Here is a 14,614-nt window from a genome sequence, read left to right as displayed (position 1 = left end):
CACATGTACTTTACCCCCGCATCTGACATTGCAGGAGACCGCCCATGATCGGAATCATCGGAATCGTCGTCATTTTCGCCATGGTGTTTGGCGGATATCTTGCCGCCGGGGGCAAGATGACGATCATTATGAAATCGCTCCCTTTCGAGATGATGATGATCGGCGGCGCGGCCGTTGGCGCATTCATGATCAGCAACGACTTGAGCGCGGTCAAAGATACGATCAAGGACATGGGTAAAGTTTTTAAAGGCCCGAAATGGAAACCCGAAGACTACCGCGATCTGCTGTGCCTTTTGTTTTCTCTGATCCGCATCGCCAAGGCCAATCCGGTCGAAGTGGAACAGCACATCGAAGACCCTGGGAACTCAACCCTGTTCTCGGCCTATCCGAAGATTCAAAAGGACAAGGAAGCTGTCGATCTGATCTGCGACACCATGCGATCCGCGTCGATGAATTACGACGATCCACATCAAGTTGAAGAAGTGCTGGAAAAACGGATGGAGACCAATTTTCACCACGCCATGCATTCCAGCCACGCGCTGCAAACCGTCGCCGATGGTTTGCCCGCACTTGGGATCGTGGCCGCCGTTTTGGGCGTAATCAAGACGATGGGGTCCATTGACCAACCACCCGAAGTGCTGGGTAAACTGATCGGTGGCGCTTTGGTCGGGACATTCCTGGGCGTGTTTCTGGCCTATGGGCTGGTTGGCCCGTTCGCGGGCAAGCTGAAAGCGGTGGTCGAAGAGGACAACCATTTTTATCAGCTGATCAAAGAGGTTCTGGTCGCCAACCTGCACAACCATAACGCAGCCATGTGCATTGAAGTTGGCCGCCAGAACACGCCGACACATAACCGACCCGGATTTTCTGAGCTGGAAGATGCGTTGAAGGAACTCAAACAGGCAGCGGCATGATCCGGACAGTTTTTCTTGCTTTGGCGCTAACCGCCGCGGCAGCGCAGGTTCAAGCACAAAATGTGCAGGTACGCTCGGGCGAACATGATGGGTATACGCGACTGGTCGCACAGGTTCCACCGGGCACTAAATGGATGCTGTCGCACAAGAAAAATGGTGCGCGTCTGAGTGTCCAACTGGAAAAGGTAAACTTCGACACAGCAGCCGTTTTCCAGCGTTTGACGCAAAACCGCTTGGCCGCGATCTCTCAGTTCGAACCGGGCGCGGCACTTGATATGCAATTTGGCTGCGACTGTGTTGCCAATGCCTTTCTGTTCAAGGGCACGATGATCGTGGTGGATATTGCACCAGGCTCGGCGCCACCCACAATCAGCACTGATATACCGTCGCCTGTTTTGCCCAAAGCGTCCAAAGAGAAAGACCCGTTGGTTGCGCAAAATCTGCAGAGTCTCGAATTGCCACTGCTAAGCCTGAACGCAAAACGATTTGAAGAACAGCTCTCTACCCTGCTACTGCGCGGTTCTGACCGGGAAGTCGTTGATTTGAGGCTTGCTCCAGTCGGACCAAGGCTGTCGGTCCCCAAGAACGATCCCTTTAGCCCCTCAGATCTTAATGCGAATATTCATGTGACATCCGTTCTGGACGGCTTGAATGAACTTTTAGGGCCATCCCTGCCGCAGCTTGAACAACGCCCACCCTGCATCTCAAGCGCTGAGCTTGGGTTTGACCGTTGGTCTGGGGCAACTCCCTTTCCGGAACAGGTGGCTTCGTTGCGCGCCGCCTTGTTCAAAGAATTCGATCATCTCGACGAAGATGAAACGCTGAAGCTGGCGCAGCTATACGCCAATTTCGGGTTCGGCGCAGAGGCTCTTCGGACGCTTGAATTGCTTGGGCGGCATGCGCCGGACACAGATCGGGTTGCCGCCATAGCCCGGTACCTTGATGGCGCACAGCCGTCCCATCCGAACCCGTTTACCAGTCTTCAGCGGTGTGAAAGCGACGCCGCGCTTTGGGCTCTTTTGATCGAAGGAGTGCTGCAGGAAGAGGCCCATTTGCAATCGATCGAACAGTCTTTTGCGCGCTTGCCCGCCCATCTGCGCCGTCATGTTGGGCCGACATTGGCGGAAATTCTGACAGATGCTGGGAAACTTGAACCAGCAAGGCGCGTGTTGCGCGCGGTCGACCGCGTTGCGACTGAGGACAGCGCCGATACGTCCCAAGCCAAGGCCAAGGTCGCGGCTGCCGAAGGCGACGGCCCGAAGTCAGAAGCTCTGTTGAACGAGATCATCGCCGCGTCGAGTGCAGAGTTGGAGGCACCGATTGCGCTTACGCGACTGGTCGACAAGCGATGGTCGGAACGTGGGGCAATATCTCCGCAAGAACTTGATCTTGCGGCCTCTTACGTCGTGGAGTTTCGCCGGTCTGAAATCGGGCCGCGCATGCTGCAAACACAGATCGTTGCGTTAAGCTTAAGCCATGAGTTCGACATGGCGATGGATCTGCTGAGCGCCCAAGATACACAGGCCAATGCCATCGAAACGTTGAACCGCGTCGCCCAAATCCTGACCGAACGCGCCGACGACGCGACATTCCTTAGACGGGTCGTTACCCTGACACCCGAGCAGAAACTGGCGCTAGTCACAGATACAAGCGTGGCGATGGCCGAGCGTTTGGTCACCCTTGGTTTTGCGGACGCGGCGCTGGAGTTGGCCAGCCGGCCACAGGACAAGGTCCGACGCGCAGAAAGGGCACGGTTACGCGCGCGCGCTGCCTTACTGCAACGCCGACCACATCAAGCGATGTTGGAGCTGGCCGACGATCCATCAGACGCGGCCCAGCTTTTGCGAGGGCAAGCATTGCAGATGACGGACGATTACGTGGCAGCTGGTCAGCTTTTGCGGGCTGTGGGTGCAGACGAAAAAGCCGATCGGTTCTTTTGGTTGGCCGATCATCCGGAAACGGTCGAGCCCGAACGCGACACAAAGTTCCTCGCAGTTCAGCAAACAACGCAGCTCCTGTCCGTTCCGCCAACACGAATGCAGGATAAACCTTTAGCTGACGCGAAGGGCTTGTTGGATGACAGCGCAAAAACACGCCAGCACATTCTGGATTTGCTTGCGAAGGTGGACCAATAGCGGATCAGGTCGCCGCCACCTGCATTCACGGTTTGTCTTTCAATAGGTGCCCGCTGAGCGTCGGCCCGCAGCCCGCATCGGCCGCTTTTACGGATCAAAGACCAACGGCATCAGGTCCGACAATCTGGATGTAGGCTCGACCCAACCCAATATGGCCGCGCGGATCGCGTCCGCGCGGTCTGAACCGACAATTGGCGCGGCAAACTCGGTGTACTTGGCGATCACATCTCCGCTGCTGAGCGGGGCCTCCGGCCCTCCGCGCGCGTGAGTGTCGCCGGATTCGAACACAAGCCCATCGGTCGATTTCAAGGTGACATCGGCCCACCGCCCCTGCGGGAAGCGTGCACTGTGGCGCGCATCTTCCAGAACGTGAATACGCGACACCAACTCTGCCACCGCCGGATCAGACAGACCCGCACCCGAGATATGTTCGACCCCTATCCGGCCATGGATCGCCTGAACCGCCACAGCAAAAGGCAGAGAATATTGGGCCTGAGACGTGGTATCAGGCATCCCGCCATACAGGCAGGCCGCTTCTTGAAAACTGTTGATATGGATGGATCGGATCTGGTCGTGGGCTAGGTCATTCTCCATCATCACAGCCCGAACGCCATCAATTGCCGCATGAGCCCAGCGACAAATCGGATAAGGTTTTACGTATTGGTGTTCGACCTGCCAGAACTGACCCAAATCATCCCAAAACGACGCAACATCAGCATCTTCGATTGTGATGGCCGGGGCGCCCTTGAAACCACGTTCAGCCAGGATCGCAGATGATATGCCAACCATCGCGCCCCAACCCGATCCGTCATGCAGCATCGTCGGATTTGCAATCTCGCGCATCATCTGACTTCGAGGTCCGTGGTATTCTGCTATTCCCAACGCTTGTCGAAATTGCTCTGGCGTGTACCCGCGCATGCGCGCGGCCATGGCCACCACACCCAGTGCGTTCCACGCGCCGGACGTGTGATAATCGCTGACCGATGCGTGCAGCGACAGCCCCGCACGTCCCGCAATTTCATATCCTGTGACGACGGCAGCCAGGGCTTCGGGGCCGGACAAGTCAGGGCAAGGCGCACCAAGTGAAACCAACGCAGGCAGGACGACGACACCGATATGCCCCTTAGTCGGGTTGTAGCCGTCATGCCCGTCCAAATTGTCGGTTTGTGTGGCTGCTGCGTAGGCAGCGCCCGCCATGCTGACGGGGCGGCCATCAAACATCATCGGAACGCTGAATGCCGCATCAGTGCTTGCGTAGAGTAGCGCGGCAGTATCGCGCGCGATCACGCCGGCCTCCATCGGGCCGGAGGCGATCAGGATGCCCATTGTGTCGAGCATCATCAGGGCAGCGGCCTCTTTCGCGCTGTCAGGCATCTCGTGCGCTGAAAGGTTCAGGGCAAAATCCGTGACCCGATCAAGCGTGCCGGTCATTTGGCTGCCTCCATCACCTTGGGTTGGACATCGCGCAGCCGGAGACCCGATGGATCAAAGGGCGGTTCGGCGAAAACTCTGGCTTTATGCGGTTTGCCGAGGATGAAGATTTCCACCATATCCCCCGGCTGTACGACTGCCGGATTTGCATAACCGATGGCCAGGGATTTGCCGACTGAATAGCCATAGGCCCCTGAGGTCACACGTCCGACCGGTGCGCCATCTGGTGTAAAAATAGGTTCGCCACCGGACGCGTCAGCATTCGTCACCTCGACCTCAAAAATCGACAGAACCTCGCGCGGGGCGTTATCCTTGACGGCCAGGTAGGCGTCCTTGTGCAGGAAGTCCTTATCCAGCTTGATCAGACCTGCCAGCCCGACCTCCTGCGGCCAGTATTCCTGAGAATACTCGCGGCCCCAGGAGCCATAACCCTTCTCGATCCGCAGTGACCCCAACGCGCGGCCGCCCACCGGACCACCGTCGCACTCCTTCGCAGCCACAAGCAGTGCTGAGTAGAGCCTGATCTGGTCCTCTTCTGCGCAGTGTAACTCCCACCCCAAATCACCGGTAAAGCTGACACGGATCGCAAGGCAGGTGACGCCGGCAACCTCGATCGTAGCCGAGCGCATGAAGCGGAACGCCTCGTTCGTCAAATCCGCATTGGTCAGCCGCTGCAGCAGGTCACGCGATTTAGGCCCTGCGACGTTGAAGCCCGCAATCCGGTCCGTCGCCGCCTCGAACGTGGTGCCTTCGGGCAGGTCGATCATGTTGAAAAAACGCTGATGATAGCGCTCGGCCATACCCGAGCCGATCATCATGTATTCGTCCTCGGCCACCTTGGTGATGGTAAAGTCGCCGGCCACACCCCCGCGCACCGAGATCAGCGGCGTCAGGCAGGACCGCCCGATCACGGTCGGCACCCGGTTGGCCACCAGCTTGTCCAGCCACTCATAAGCGCCCGGCCCCTTGATGACGTAATTGGCGAAGTTCGAGATGTCGATCACGCCGACGCTCTCGCGCAGCATTTTTACCTCGCGGCCCACCGGGTCCCACCAGTTCTGGCGGGTAAAGCCGATCGTTTCTTCTGTGTCGGGCTGATCGGCAAACCACAGCGGATGCTCCCAGCCGCAGTTCAGACCAAAGACGCAGCCTATGTCCTTTTGCATTTCATAGGCCGGGCGCACGCGGGCCGGACGGCCTGCGCTGCGTTCCTCGTTGGGGAAGTGGATGGCGAACCGGTGGGTATACTGGTCCTCAACCCGGGCCTTGGTAAATTTCTTGTCCGCCCAGTCGCCAAACCGCGCCAGATCCCAGGCAAACATGTCGTATTGAGGCTCTCCCTCGATCATCCATTGCGCCGCCAGCAGACCCAGACCGCCTGATTGAGAAAAGCCCGGTATCAGACCGCCGCAAAGGAAATAGTTCTTCAACTCAGGCACCGGACCCCACAAGGCGCTGGAGTCCGGAGACCAGATCATCGGTCCGTTGATCACCCGTTTGACCCCAGCGGTGGCGGCAACTGGCACACGTTCGGTGGCGCGGATCACGTTCTCCATAATCCGGTCCAGATCGTCGGGGAACAGATCATGGGCGAAGTCCAGCGGCGTACCGTCTTCGGCCCAGAACTTCATGTCCTTCTCATAGGCACCTATCAGCAGCCCGTTGCCTTCCTGCCGGAAATAGTACTCGCCATCCCGATCCGCAATCGAGGGCAGGCGGCGGCCCAGATTGGCGACTTCGTCGATGGATTCGGTTACGAAATACTGGTGTTCGGTTGGCTGCAACGGCAGCGTCAGTCCAGCCAGCGCCGCCACTTCACGTCCCCAAAGCCCTGCGGCATTCACCACCCACTGAGTATGGATGTCACCCTTTTCCGTGCGCACGATCCAAGACCCATCGGGCTGTTGTTCGGTGCCTAATACTGGGCAAAACCGCTCAATCGTCGCGCCCATCGCGCGCGCGCCCGCAGCATAAGCATGCGGTACGCCTGAGGGATCGACGTTTCCGCCGTCAGGTTCGTACATGATGCAGCGGATATCGTCGAATTGTGCCAGAGGGTGCAGTTCCTTCGCCTGCTCCCGGCTTACCTCGTGGAAATTCAGCCCATAGAATCGAGCCTTGGCCTCTTGCAAACGCAACTGGTGCTCGCGTTCTTCTGTCTGCGCCAGATAGAGGGAACCGGGCTGGAACACTCCGCAACTCTGGCCGGTTTCCTGCTCCAGCTCTTTATACAGGTTCATTGTGTAATGCTGGATGCGGGTGATGTTGTTGTTGTCATGCAACCCGTGGATATTGGCCGCTGCGTGCCAGGTTGATCCGCTGGTCAGTTCATCCCGTTCAAGCAGGACAACGTCCCGCCAACCAAGCTTTGCCAAATGGTACAGGATCGAACAGCCAGCCAATCCTCCGCCGATGACCACGGCCTGTGCATGCGTTTTCATGAACTTGATCTCCCACCGACGGAACCAAAAACGGCACCCTTTGGAGGAAGTCAGCCACATGTCTTATGTGGCTTATGCTCTGTTCCCGACGCGAAATGTCGGGAACAGAGCTTGAATGGCCGGTTTTGATTAGTAAGGCGCTTCTACGTCGTTCATCGAAACATAGACCGTCTTCATCTCGCTGAAGTGATTGATCGCCAGTTTCGAGTTTTCGCGCCCGACACCCGACATTTTGGATCCACCAAACGGGGCCTCGACCGGAGCCAGATTATAGGTATTGATATAGCAGGTGCCCGCCTCGAACCCGGCCACAATGCGGTGCGCGCGCGTCAGGTCGTTGGTGAAGACACCGGCTGCCAATCCAAACTCGGTGTCGTTGGCGCGGGCCATCACCTCTTCTTCGGTATCGAAATCCAGCACAGACATGACCGGACCAAAGATCTCTTCGCGCGCGATGGCCATATCGTCCGTCACATCCGCAAACACTGTGGGCTGCATGTAGAAGCCGTCACCGTCGATCCGCTCACCGCCAAATACTAAGCGCGCACCTTCGGCCTTGCCCTTTTCGACATAGCTCAGCGCGATGTTCAGTTGGTTTTCGCTGACCATAGGGCCAAAGTTGACGTCCTCATCCAGCGGATCACCAATTTTCGCAGTGGCCAGACGTTCTGAGAGGCGCTTGAGGAATGCCTCTTTGACGCCTTTCTGCACAAAGACACGGGTGCCGTTCGAACAGACCTGACCCGAGGAATAGAAGTTGCCCAGGATCGCACCCGAAACAGCGTTTTCGATATCAGCGTCGTCGAACACGATCATCGGGGACTTGCCGCCCAGTTCCATGGTGACATGCTTCATACCATCAGCGGCCGCGGCATAGACCTTGCGACCGGTCGGAACGGACCCGGTCAGCGAAACCTTGGCCACGCGCGGATCGGTCACAAGCGATGCGCCAACATCGCCGTAGCCCTGGATCACGTTATAGACGCCCTTTGGCGCGCCCGCTTCGATCAGGATCTCGGCCACCTGCAACGCCGACAGGGGCGTGGTCTCGGACGGTTTGAAGACCATCGTGTTGCCGCAGGCCAGCGCAGGGGCTCCTTTCCAGCATGCGATCTGGGTCGGGTAGTTCCATGCCCCGATACCGACGCAAACGCCCAGCGCCTCGCGGATGGTGTAGACAAAGTCTCCGCCGCCCAGCGGGATATGCTCACCCGTCAATGACGCAGCCAGCCCCCCAAAATACTCCAACGCATCCGCACCCGATGTGGCGTCGGCCACCAGGGTTTCCTGCAAGGGTTTACCGGTGTCGTGGGTTTCGAGGATCGAAAGCGCGCGATTGCGGTCACGCATGATGTCAGATGCCCGTCTCAGGATGCGACCACGCTCGGTCCCGGACATTGCCATCCACTCTGCCTGAGCGTTTTTGGCACTTGTTAGAGCCTGATTAACAATATCCGGCGTGGCAGAGTGCAGCCGGGCGATGATTTCACCGGTGGCCGGGTAGATCACGTCGATAGGGGCGCCGTTGGTATCTTCAACATATGCGCCGTTGATGAAATGGCTCGCTTTGGGCTGAAACTTCATGCCGATTTCCTTCTTAGAAGTCCTTTCTTTCGCATTTATATTTTATTGATTGACCAGTCAATAAAAGCAATTCACGGCGGACTCCCGCTGATGTGAATCGGCTCCCTCTTGAATAAAAAGCTTAATGTTCCATTTATGTTCTACATAGTCAGAGAAACAATCCGATGTCTTACCACGCCCGCAACCCGGCCATGGATGGCCCATCAAACGACTATCACCTGTTGCCCGTCACAGACCGGCAAATGCGATACGCTCGTGCAATTGCCCAGCAGTCGGCCTTGGAAATCCCGGTCGAGGCACAACGGGATCGCAAGTCGATGTCTGCCTGGATTTCGGCGCACAAGCCAACCGATCCATCGCCCTTTGCGGACTATCCAACCGGTAAGCAGGTTGCCTTTGCCGAACGCATTTCCCGTAGCAAGCGCAGGCCTATCCCGTCCGAGTGTTTCCGCGACAAACAGATGATGTCCCGCTGGATTGATCAGAACAAATGATGGCCGTCTAATGTTTATGGTGGCGGGTATAGAGCGCAACCGTAGCAGCAACAAACATACCCAAGAGGATGTAGCCGGTAACAGCCTCAGCGACGGCCAGCCCGCGACATAAACCTGTTGGGATCATGTCGCCATATCCCACAGTGGTGAAGGTGACGTATGAAAAATACAGGAAATCTGCTGGAGCATCTGCACCTACCACGCAATTGTCGGCGTAGCCGAACGCGCCATACGCCGCCGCGAACAAGAACGGCACGACCTGAATGAAGGACACACCCATCAGAAACAAGCGTCGATGCGGCAGTTTCACCTGTGTCATGTAGTACCAAGATTGCGATGCGACCCAAACCACCAGGCAGACCGACACAATAGTACCGATGGTTTCGCCTGCGGCCGCCTCACTCAGGCGCGACAGACCATACCACGCGAAAAAACTGGCAATAACCAGTCCGACCGCTGCGATAAGCGTCGATTTCCACTCTTCCAGTGTTGTAGGTTCGCGGTGCATAAAACCTCCGATGACCTAGGTTTTTCCGCGATCATCAGGGTTCCGGCCTGTACCCGCAACCCAAATCATTCGCCTGTCATTCAGCGCCCATATGCTCTTGCCCGCGCTGACGCGACAACAGGATCTGTTTCTGACGTTCCCTGAAACGCGTCTTGTCCGCATCCGAAGTCTCATTGATGCACCGATAGCAGGACACGCCGTGCTCGTATTCCGCGCGTTTCATATCCTCGGGCAGAATCGGGCGGCGGCAGCCGTGGCACAGGTTGTGTGGTCCTTCGACCAACCCATGTCCGACCGAGACGCGATTATCGAAAACAAAGCACTCACCCTGCCAGCTGCTGTCCTCGGCGGGCATCTCTTCGAGATACCGCAGGATGCCGCCTTTCAGGTGGTACACATCCTCGACCCCCTGCCCCAACAGGTAGTTGGTGGATTTCTCACAACGGATGCCGCCGGTGCAGAACATGGCAACCCGCTTGTTGTGAAAGCGGTCTTTGTTTTCTTCCCACCAGGCCGGGAAATCACGAAAACTGGCTGTTTCAGGGTCTATTGCGCCCTCAAAAGTACCAATCGCCACTTCGTAATCGTTGCGAGTGTCGATCACGACCACGTCGTCAGAGCGGATCAGATCATTCCAGTCTTCAGGCTCGACATAATTGCCGACGCGGGCACGCGGATCGACGTCCGGCTGGCCCATGGTCACGATCTCTTTTTTCAGACGCACCTTCATTTTGCCAAAGGGCGGGTGATCGGATGTGGCCTCTTTCCACTCAAGATCCGCACAACCGGGCAAAGCCTTGATATGGGCCAGCACGGCATCGATCCCGCCACGCGGGCCTGCGATGGTTCCGTTGATCCCTTCGGCAGCCAGCAACAAGGTGCCCTTAACTGACTGCGCGCGACAAAGGTCCAGCAGCGGGTCGCGCAGGGACACGTGATCCGAAAAACGGGTGAAGTGATAGAGAGCAGCGATCGTATACATGCGCGCGGTCTAAACCCGCTGGGCCAGAGTCGCAAGGGACCGGATTGACGCCCCCCGCCCAGCCCCCTACCGATAGGGCAATGTGAGGAGACCCTGATGACCCATGCCCTGATTGTAGTTGACGTTCAGAACGATTTTTGCCCCGGTGGTGCGCTGGCTGTGCCTGGAGGTGACGAGATCGTGGCCCACATCAACGCTATGATGGCTGAGTTTGACACCGTGATCCTGACACAGGACTGGCACCCTGAGGGGCATTCGTCCTTTGCTAGCGGACATGACGGCAAGTCCCCATTTGAAACAACCGACATGCATTACGGGCCTCAAGTCTTGTGGCCAGATCACTGTGTGCAGGGCACCGAAGGTGCGGAATTCCACCCGGACCTGAAGACCCATGCCGATCTTGTCATTCGCAAGGGCTTTCGACGAGGTATCGACAGCTATTCCGCATTTTTTGAGAACGACCAAAAGACACCGACCGGTTTAGAAGGTTACTTGAAATCACGCGGGATCACCAAACTGACCCTAGTTGGGCTTGCCACAGATTTCTGTGTTCATTTTTCGGCTGTTGACGCTGCCCGCTTGGGATTTGATGTCACCGTGCGCATGGACGCATGTCGGGCGATCGACATGGATGGATCATTGGCAGCCGCCAAGGCCGCGATGCGTGACGCCGGTGTTGCGCTGATCTAAGGCGTAGCGCCTTTTTCGGCAAGATACCTGAGCACTGCGAACAAGATCACCGCCAGTCCCAATGCAACGCCAATTCGTCCGGGCAATGTGCGGCGCTCGGGCGTTGCAGGTGATTTGTAGCGCGGGTTCGGCGTCCAATTCTCGACTTTTGGGCGCTGATCGTTGCGCGGTTTGGCCGTTTTGACATTGTCCAAAAAGCGATGAAAATCGAACTCACCGCAATATTCGCCACTGATGCCAAGTTCCCGAATATTCGTGAACAACGCGCGCAAAATCCGCTCGCGTTCGGCTACATCCCGTGTAGGGTAATACCCGTGCATAATGTCGCTGTCAGTCGAATCCAGATCGAACCCGGCTTCCTGAAAAATCAAACGAATCTTAGGTGACGCCGATCTGAGCGCGTCAGCCGTTTTCACATGACGGAATCGCGCGCGTGTGGCGCACTGGTCCAATTGCTCGGAACCGGTTTCCTCATCCGCTTGTTCGTTAACAACGATGTCAAAATCGTACTCGAGAACCATTCACCAAATTAACCTCGTTCAACCATCCCTTTCTTTTCACTAAACTGTGAAAAGAACACACAATATGCTCGCAATGTGACCTGACCTTGTCATTGTCATCATTCCAGCGACTCTTGCCATTCCACGCACTGATTGATCTAACAACGGAAATCGCAGGAGTTCCCCATGGTCGATATTGCGACACGCGTGTACAATCATAAATGGAAGATTGACCCGATTGTACGGTCTTTGATCGACACGGACTTCTACAAACTGCTGATGTGCCAGTCAGTGTTTCGAAATAAGCCCCAAACAGATGTGGCTTTTTCCCTGATCAACCGGTCGAATCACACCCCATTGGCAAAACTTATCGATGAAGGCGAACTGCGCGAGCAATTGGATCATATCCGGTCGCTTAGCCTCAGCCGGGGCGAAAGCACGTGGCTGCGGGGCAATACATTCTATGGCAAACGCCAGATGTTCCGTTCGGATTTCATGGAATGGTTCGAAAACATGCGCCTGCCGCCCTATCACCTGGAACGGAAGGGCGATCAGTACGAGCTGACCTTTGAGGGCAAATGGCACGAGGTCATGCTGTGGGAAATCCCGGCGCTTGCGGTTCTGATGGAACTGCGCTCGCGCGCGGTGCTGAACAACATGCGGCGGTTTGAGCTGCAAGTGCTATATGCCCAGGCCATGACCCGCGTTTGGAAGAAGATCGAACAACTGCGGGATATTGACGGGCTTGGGATCGCTGACTTCGGAACCCGGCGTCGACACAGCTTTCTTTGGCAGGACTGGTGCGTGCAGGCCATGATCGAGGGTCTGGGACCGTCCTTTACTGGTACATCTAACTGTCTGATCGCGATGCGGCGCGAAGTTGAGGCCATCGGCACCAACGCGCACGAACTGCCGATGGTCTACAGTGCCCTTGCCAAAGACGATGCCGAACTGGCGCAAGCGCCTTATGACGTGCTGAGCGACTGGCACGACGAACATGACGGCAATCTGCGCATCATTCTGCCGGACACCTATGGCACGCAGGGCTTTCTGGATCGCGCGCCCGATTGGCTGGCCGGATGGACCGGCATTCGCATCGACAGCGGTGATCCCGCAACAGGCGCGGAAACCGCTATCAAGTGGTGGCAGTCTCGAGGAGAAGACCCCCTGGAAAAGCGTGTGATTTTCTCGGATGGTCTGGATGTCGACAAAATTCGGGAACTGCACACTCAATTCGCCCACAGAACCAAAGTCTCGTTCGGGTGGGGCACTTTGCTGACCAACGACTTCCGCGGACTCGTGCCAAACGACGCGTTGGCGCCGTTCTCACTGGTCTGCAAGGCTGTGTCCGCCAATAGCCAGCCGACCGTGAAACTGTCGGACAACCCGGAAAAGGCGATGGGACCGAAGGATCAGATCGAACGCTACAAACGAGTGTTCGGCGTAGGCGCGCAAGAGGCAATCGAGGTGATCGTTTAGGCTCTAACCATGGCACGCCGCGACCGTTTTCAACTGTGAAAAGCCATAAAGGGCCTCGAACCCTTTCTCGCGGCCGTGTCCGGATTTTCCGACACCACCAAAGGGCAGCTCTACGCCACCACCCGCACCGTAGTTGTTGATGAACACCTGACCGGAGCGAAGTTGCTTTGCCAGCCGCATCTGTCGTGCCCCGTCGCGGGTCCAGATGCTCGCAACCAACCCGTATTCGGTGCTGTTGGCGATCTTTACCGCGTCTTCCTCAGTGTCGAATGGGATCAGCACCTGAACCGGGCCGAAAATCTCATCCTTGGCCAGACCGTGATCGGGCGGAACGTCCGCAAACAGCGTCGGCACAACATAGGCCCCCTCAGACGGGGCACCGTCTACAATCCGACCTTGCCCTGCGACAGTCAGGTCTGCGCCCCTGGCCAGAAAGCCCGACACGATCTCTTTTTGACGGCCCGATATTAGCGGGCCAACGCGCAGATCATCCTGCGCGGGACCAACGGTCAAATATGCATAAGCCGCTGCCATGCGTTGCTTGACCTGATCATAAACCCCGCGCTGTACCAAAATACGTGACGAGGCAGAGCAGGTTTGTCCGGCATTCTGAACCCCCGCATTGACCAAAAACGGCAGGGCAGCATCCAGGTCAGCATCGTCAAACACCAGTTGAGGTGATTTCCCCCCAAGCTCCAGCGTCACAGGAACCACGTTTTGCCCCGCTGCCTGCTGCACCAGCGCCCCAGTGGCAACTGACCCAGTGAACGAGACATGGTGCACGCCCGGATGGCCCGCCAAACTCGCCCCCGCCTCGGCCCCCAACCCGGGTACGACGTTCAGGGCACCGGCGGGCAAACCGGCCTCTTGCGCCAGATGCGCAAAGGCCAGCGCGGTCAGGCAAGCTTCTTCCGCAGGTTTCAGAACGCAGGCATTGCCCATCGCCAGCGCAGCCCCAACCGACCGCCCGATGATCTGCATCGGATAGTTCCACGGCACGATATGCCCCGTCACGCCGTGCGGTTCCCGTAAAGTATAGACGGTGTAGCCATCCAGATACGGGATGGTCTCGCCCATGACCTTGTCCGCGGCCCCACCATAGAATTCGCAATACCGTGCCAACGCAACCGCATCTGCGCGTGCCTGCGTCAGGGGCTTGCCGACATCCATGGCCTCTAGCGTGGCCAGGTCTTCGACACGCTCCAAAACCATCCTTCCCATACGCGTAAGGATACGGCCCCGCTCCAGCGCAGTCTTTCGTCCCCAATCCCCGTCAATCGCAGTCTGAGCCGCCTTGACCGCAGCATCAACATCATGCGCGCCACCCCTTGCGATCTGGCAGATCTCTGAACCGTCAGAAGGATTGATCAAAGGCAATGTTTGTTCTGAGGCTGGCGGCACCCAATTGCCGCCGATCAGACACAGGCTTGGATCAAACCAAAGGGGGCTGGGCATG

At 57.4% G+C, this 14,614-nt stretch carries 12 protein-coding genes; 5 read left to right on the top strand and 7 right to left on the bottom strand.

Going from position 1 to position 14,614, the window contains the following annotated elements; genetic code table 11:
• The first annotated feature begins 44 nt into the window (after positions 1-44).
• Both motA and AC2FFP_RS08220 read left to right on the top strand, forming a co-directional pair.
• A complete protein-coding gene (gene motA / locus AC2FFP_RS08225) occupies positions 45-914 on the top strand; it encodes a flagellar motor stator protein MotA (protein WP_496765596.1) in 870 nt (289 codons plus the stop codon).
• The gene (locus tag AC2FFP_RS08220) at positions 911-3,049 is read left to right on the top strand and encodes a hypothetical protein (RefSeq protein ID WP_496844943.1); all 2,139 of its coding nucleotides are present in this window, start codon (positions 911-913) and stop codon (positions 3,047-3,049) included. Before motA ends, AC2FFP_RS08220 begins: the two co-directional genes overlap by 4 nt.
• An 87-nt stretch (positions 3,050-3,136) precedes the next feature.
• Here AC2FFP_RS08220 and AC2FFP_RS08215 read toward each other — a convergent pair whose 3' ends face one another.
• The 3 genes from AC2FFP_RS08215 to betB all read right to left on the bottom strand — a co-directional run bounded on the left by AC2FFP_RS08215 (position 3,137) and on the right by betB (position 8,505).
• Positions 3,137-4,480, bottom strand: a complete 1,344-nt coding sequence (locus AC2FFP_RS08215) for an MmgE/PrpD family protein (protein ID WP_496765600.1) — start codon at positions 4,478-4,480, stop codon at positions 3,137-3,139.
• The gene (locus tag AC2FFP_RS08210) at positions 4,477-6,921 is read right to left on the bottom strand and encodes a GcvT family protein (RefSeq protein ID WP_496765602.1); all 2,445 of its coding nucleotides are present in this window, start codon (positions 6,919-6,921) and stop codon (positions 4,477-4,479) included. The genes AC2FFP_RS08215 and AC2FFP_RS08210 overlap by 4 nt, the downstream gene beginning before the upstream one ends.
• A gap of 129 nt (positions 6,922-7,050) precedes the next feature.
• Complete coding sequence (gene betB, locus AC2FFP_RS08205) at positions 7,051-8,505, bottom strand: betaine-aldehyde dehydrogenase (protein WP_496765607.1); 1,455 nt, start codon at positions 8,503-8,505, stop codon at positions 7,051-7,053.
• Between the two features lie 164 nt (positions 8,506-8,669).
• Between betB and AC2FFP_RS08200 the strand changes: the two genes are divergently transcribed.
• Positions 8,670-8,999, top strand: coding sequence for a hypothetical protein (locus AC2FFP_RS08200; RefSeq protein WP_282170153.1), 330 nt, complete (start codon positions 8,670-8,672; stop codon positions 8,997-8,999).
• Positions 9,000-9,006: 7 nt separating this feature from the next.
• Here the strand turns inward: AC2FFP_RS08200 and AC2FFP_RS08195 are convergent, their stop codons facing one another.
• Both AC2FFP_RS08195 and trhO read right to left on the bottom strand, forming a co-directional pair.
• Complete coding sequence (locus AC2FFP_RS08195; protein WP_058275022.1) at positions 9,007-9,507, bottom strand: potassium channel family protein; 501 nt, start codon at positions 9,505-9,507, stop codon at positions 9,007-9,009.
• Between the two features lie 76 nt (positions 9,508-9,583).
• Entirely contained in the window at positions 9,584-10,489 is a 906-nt protein-coding gene (gene trhO / locus AC2FFP_RS08190; RefSeq protein ID WP_496765609.1) for an oxygen-dependent tRNA uridine(34) hydroxylase TrhO, read from the bottom strand.
• Between the two features lie 96 nt (positions 10,490-10,585).
• On the opposite strand from trhO, the gene pncA reads away from it, so the two are divergent.
• Positions 10,586-11,179 (top strand): bifunctional nicotinamidase/pyrazinamidase, encoded by a 594-nt coding sequence (gene pncA, locus AC2FFP_RS08185; RefSeq protein ID WP_496726424.1) that lies wholly within the window; start codon positions 10,586-10,588, stop codon positions 11,177-11,179.
• Here pncA and AC2FFP_RS08180 read toward each other — a convergent pair.
• Positions 11,176-11,700: a hypothetical protein gene (locus tag AC2FFP_RS08180; RefSeq protein WP_496765612.1), complete on the bottom strand. Its 525-nt coding sequence runs from the start codon at positions 11,698-11,700 to the stop codon at positions 11,176-11,178. The two genes, pncA and AC2FFP_RS08180, sit on opposite strands and share 4 nt — an antisense overlap.
• A 165-nt stretch (positions 11,701-11,865) precedes the next feature.
• Here AC2FFP_RS08180 and pncB point away from each other — a divergent pair, with 165 nt between their 5' ends.
• Complete coding sequence (pncB, locus tag AC2FFP_RS08175) at positions 11,866-13,158, top strand: nicotinate phosphoribosyltransferase (RefSeq protein WP_496765616.1); 1,293 nt, start codon at positions 11,866-11,868, stop codon at positions 13,156-13,158.
• Between the two features lie 3 nt (positions 13,159-13,161).
• Here the strand turns inward: pncB and AC2FFP_RS08170 are convergent, their stop codons facing one another.
• Positions 13,162-14,613 (bottom strand): aldehyde dehydrogenase family protein, encoded by a 1,452-nt coding sequence (locus AC2FFP_RS08170; RefSeq protein WP_496765620.1) that lies wholly within the window; start codon positions 14,611-14,613, stop codon positions 13,162-13,164.
• Position 14,614: the final 1 nt, after the last annotated feature.

The organism is Ruegeria sp. YTSC004 (assembly GCF_059609805.1).
The sequence above is the reverse complement of the archived record's forward strand: the minus strand, read 5'-3'. Positions and strand labels throughout refer to the sequence as shown.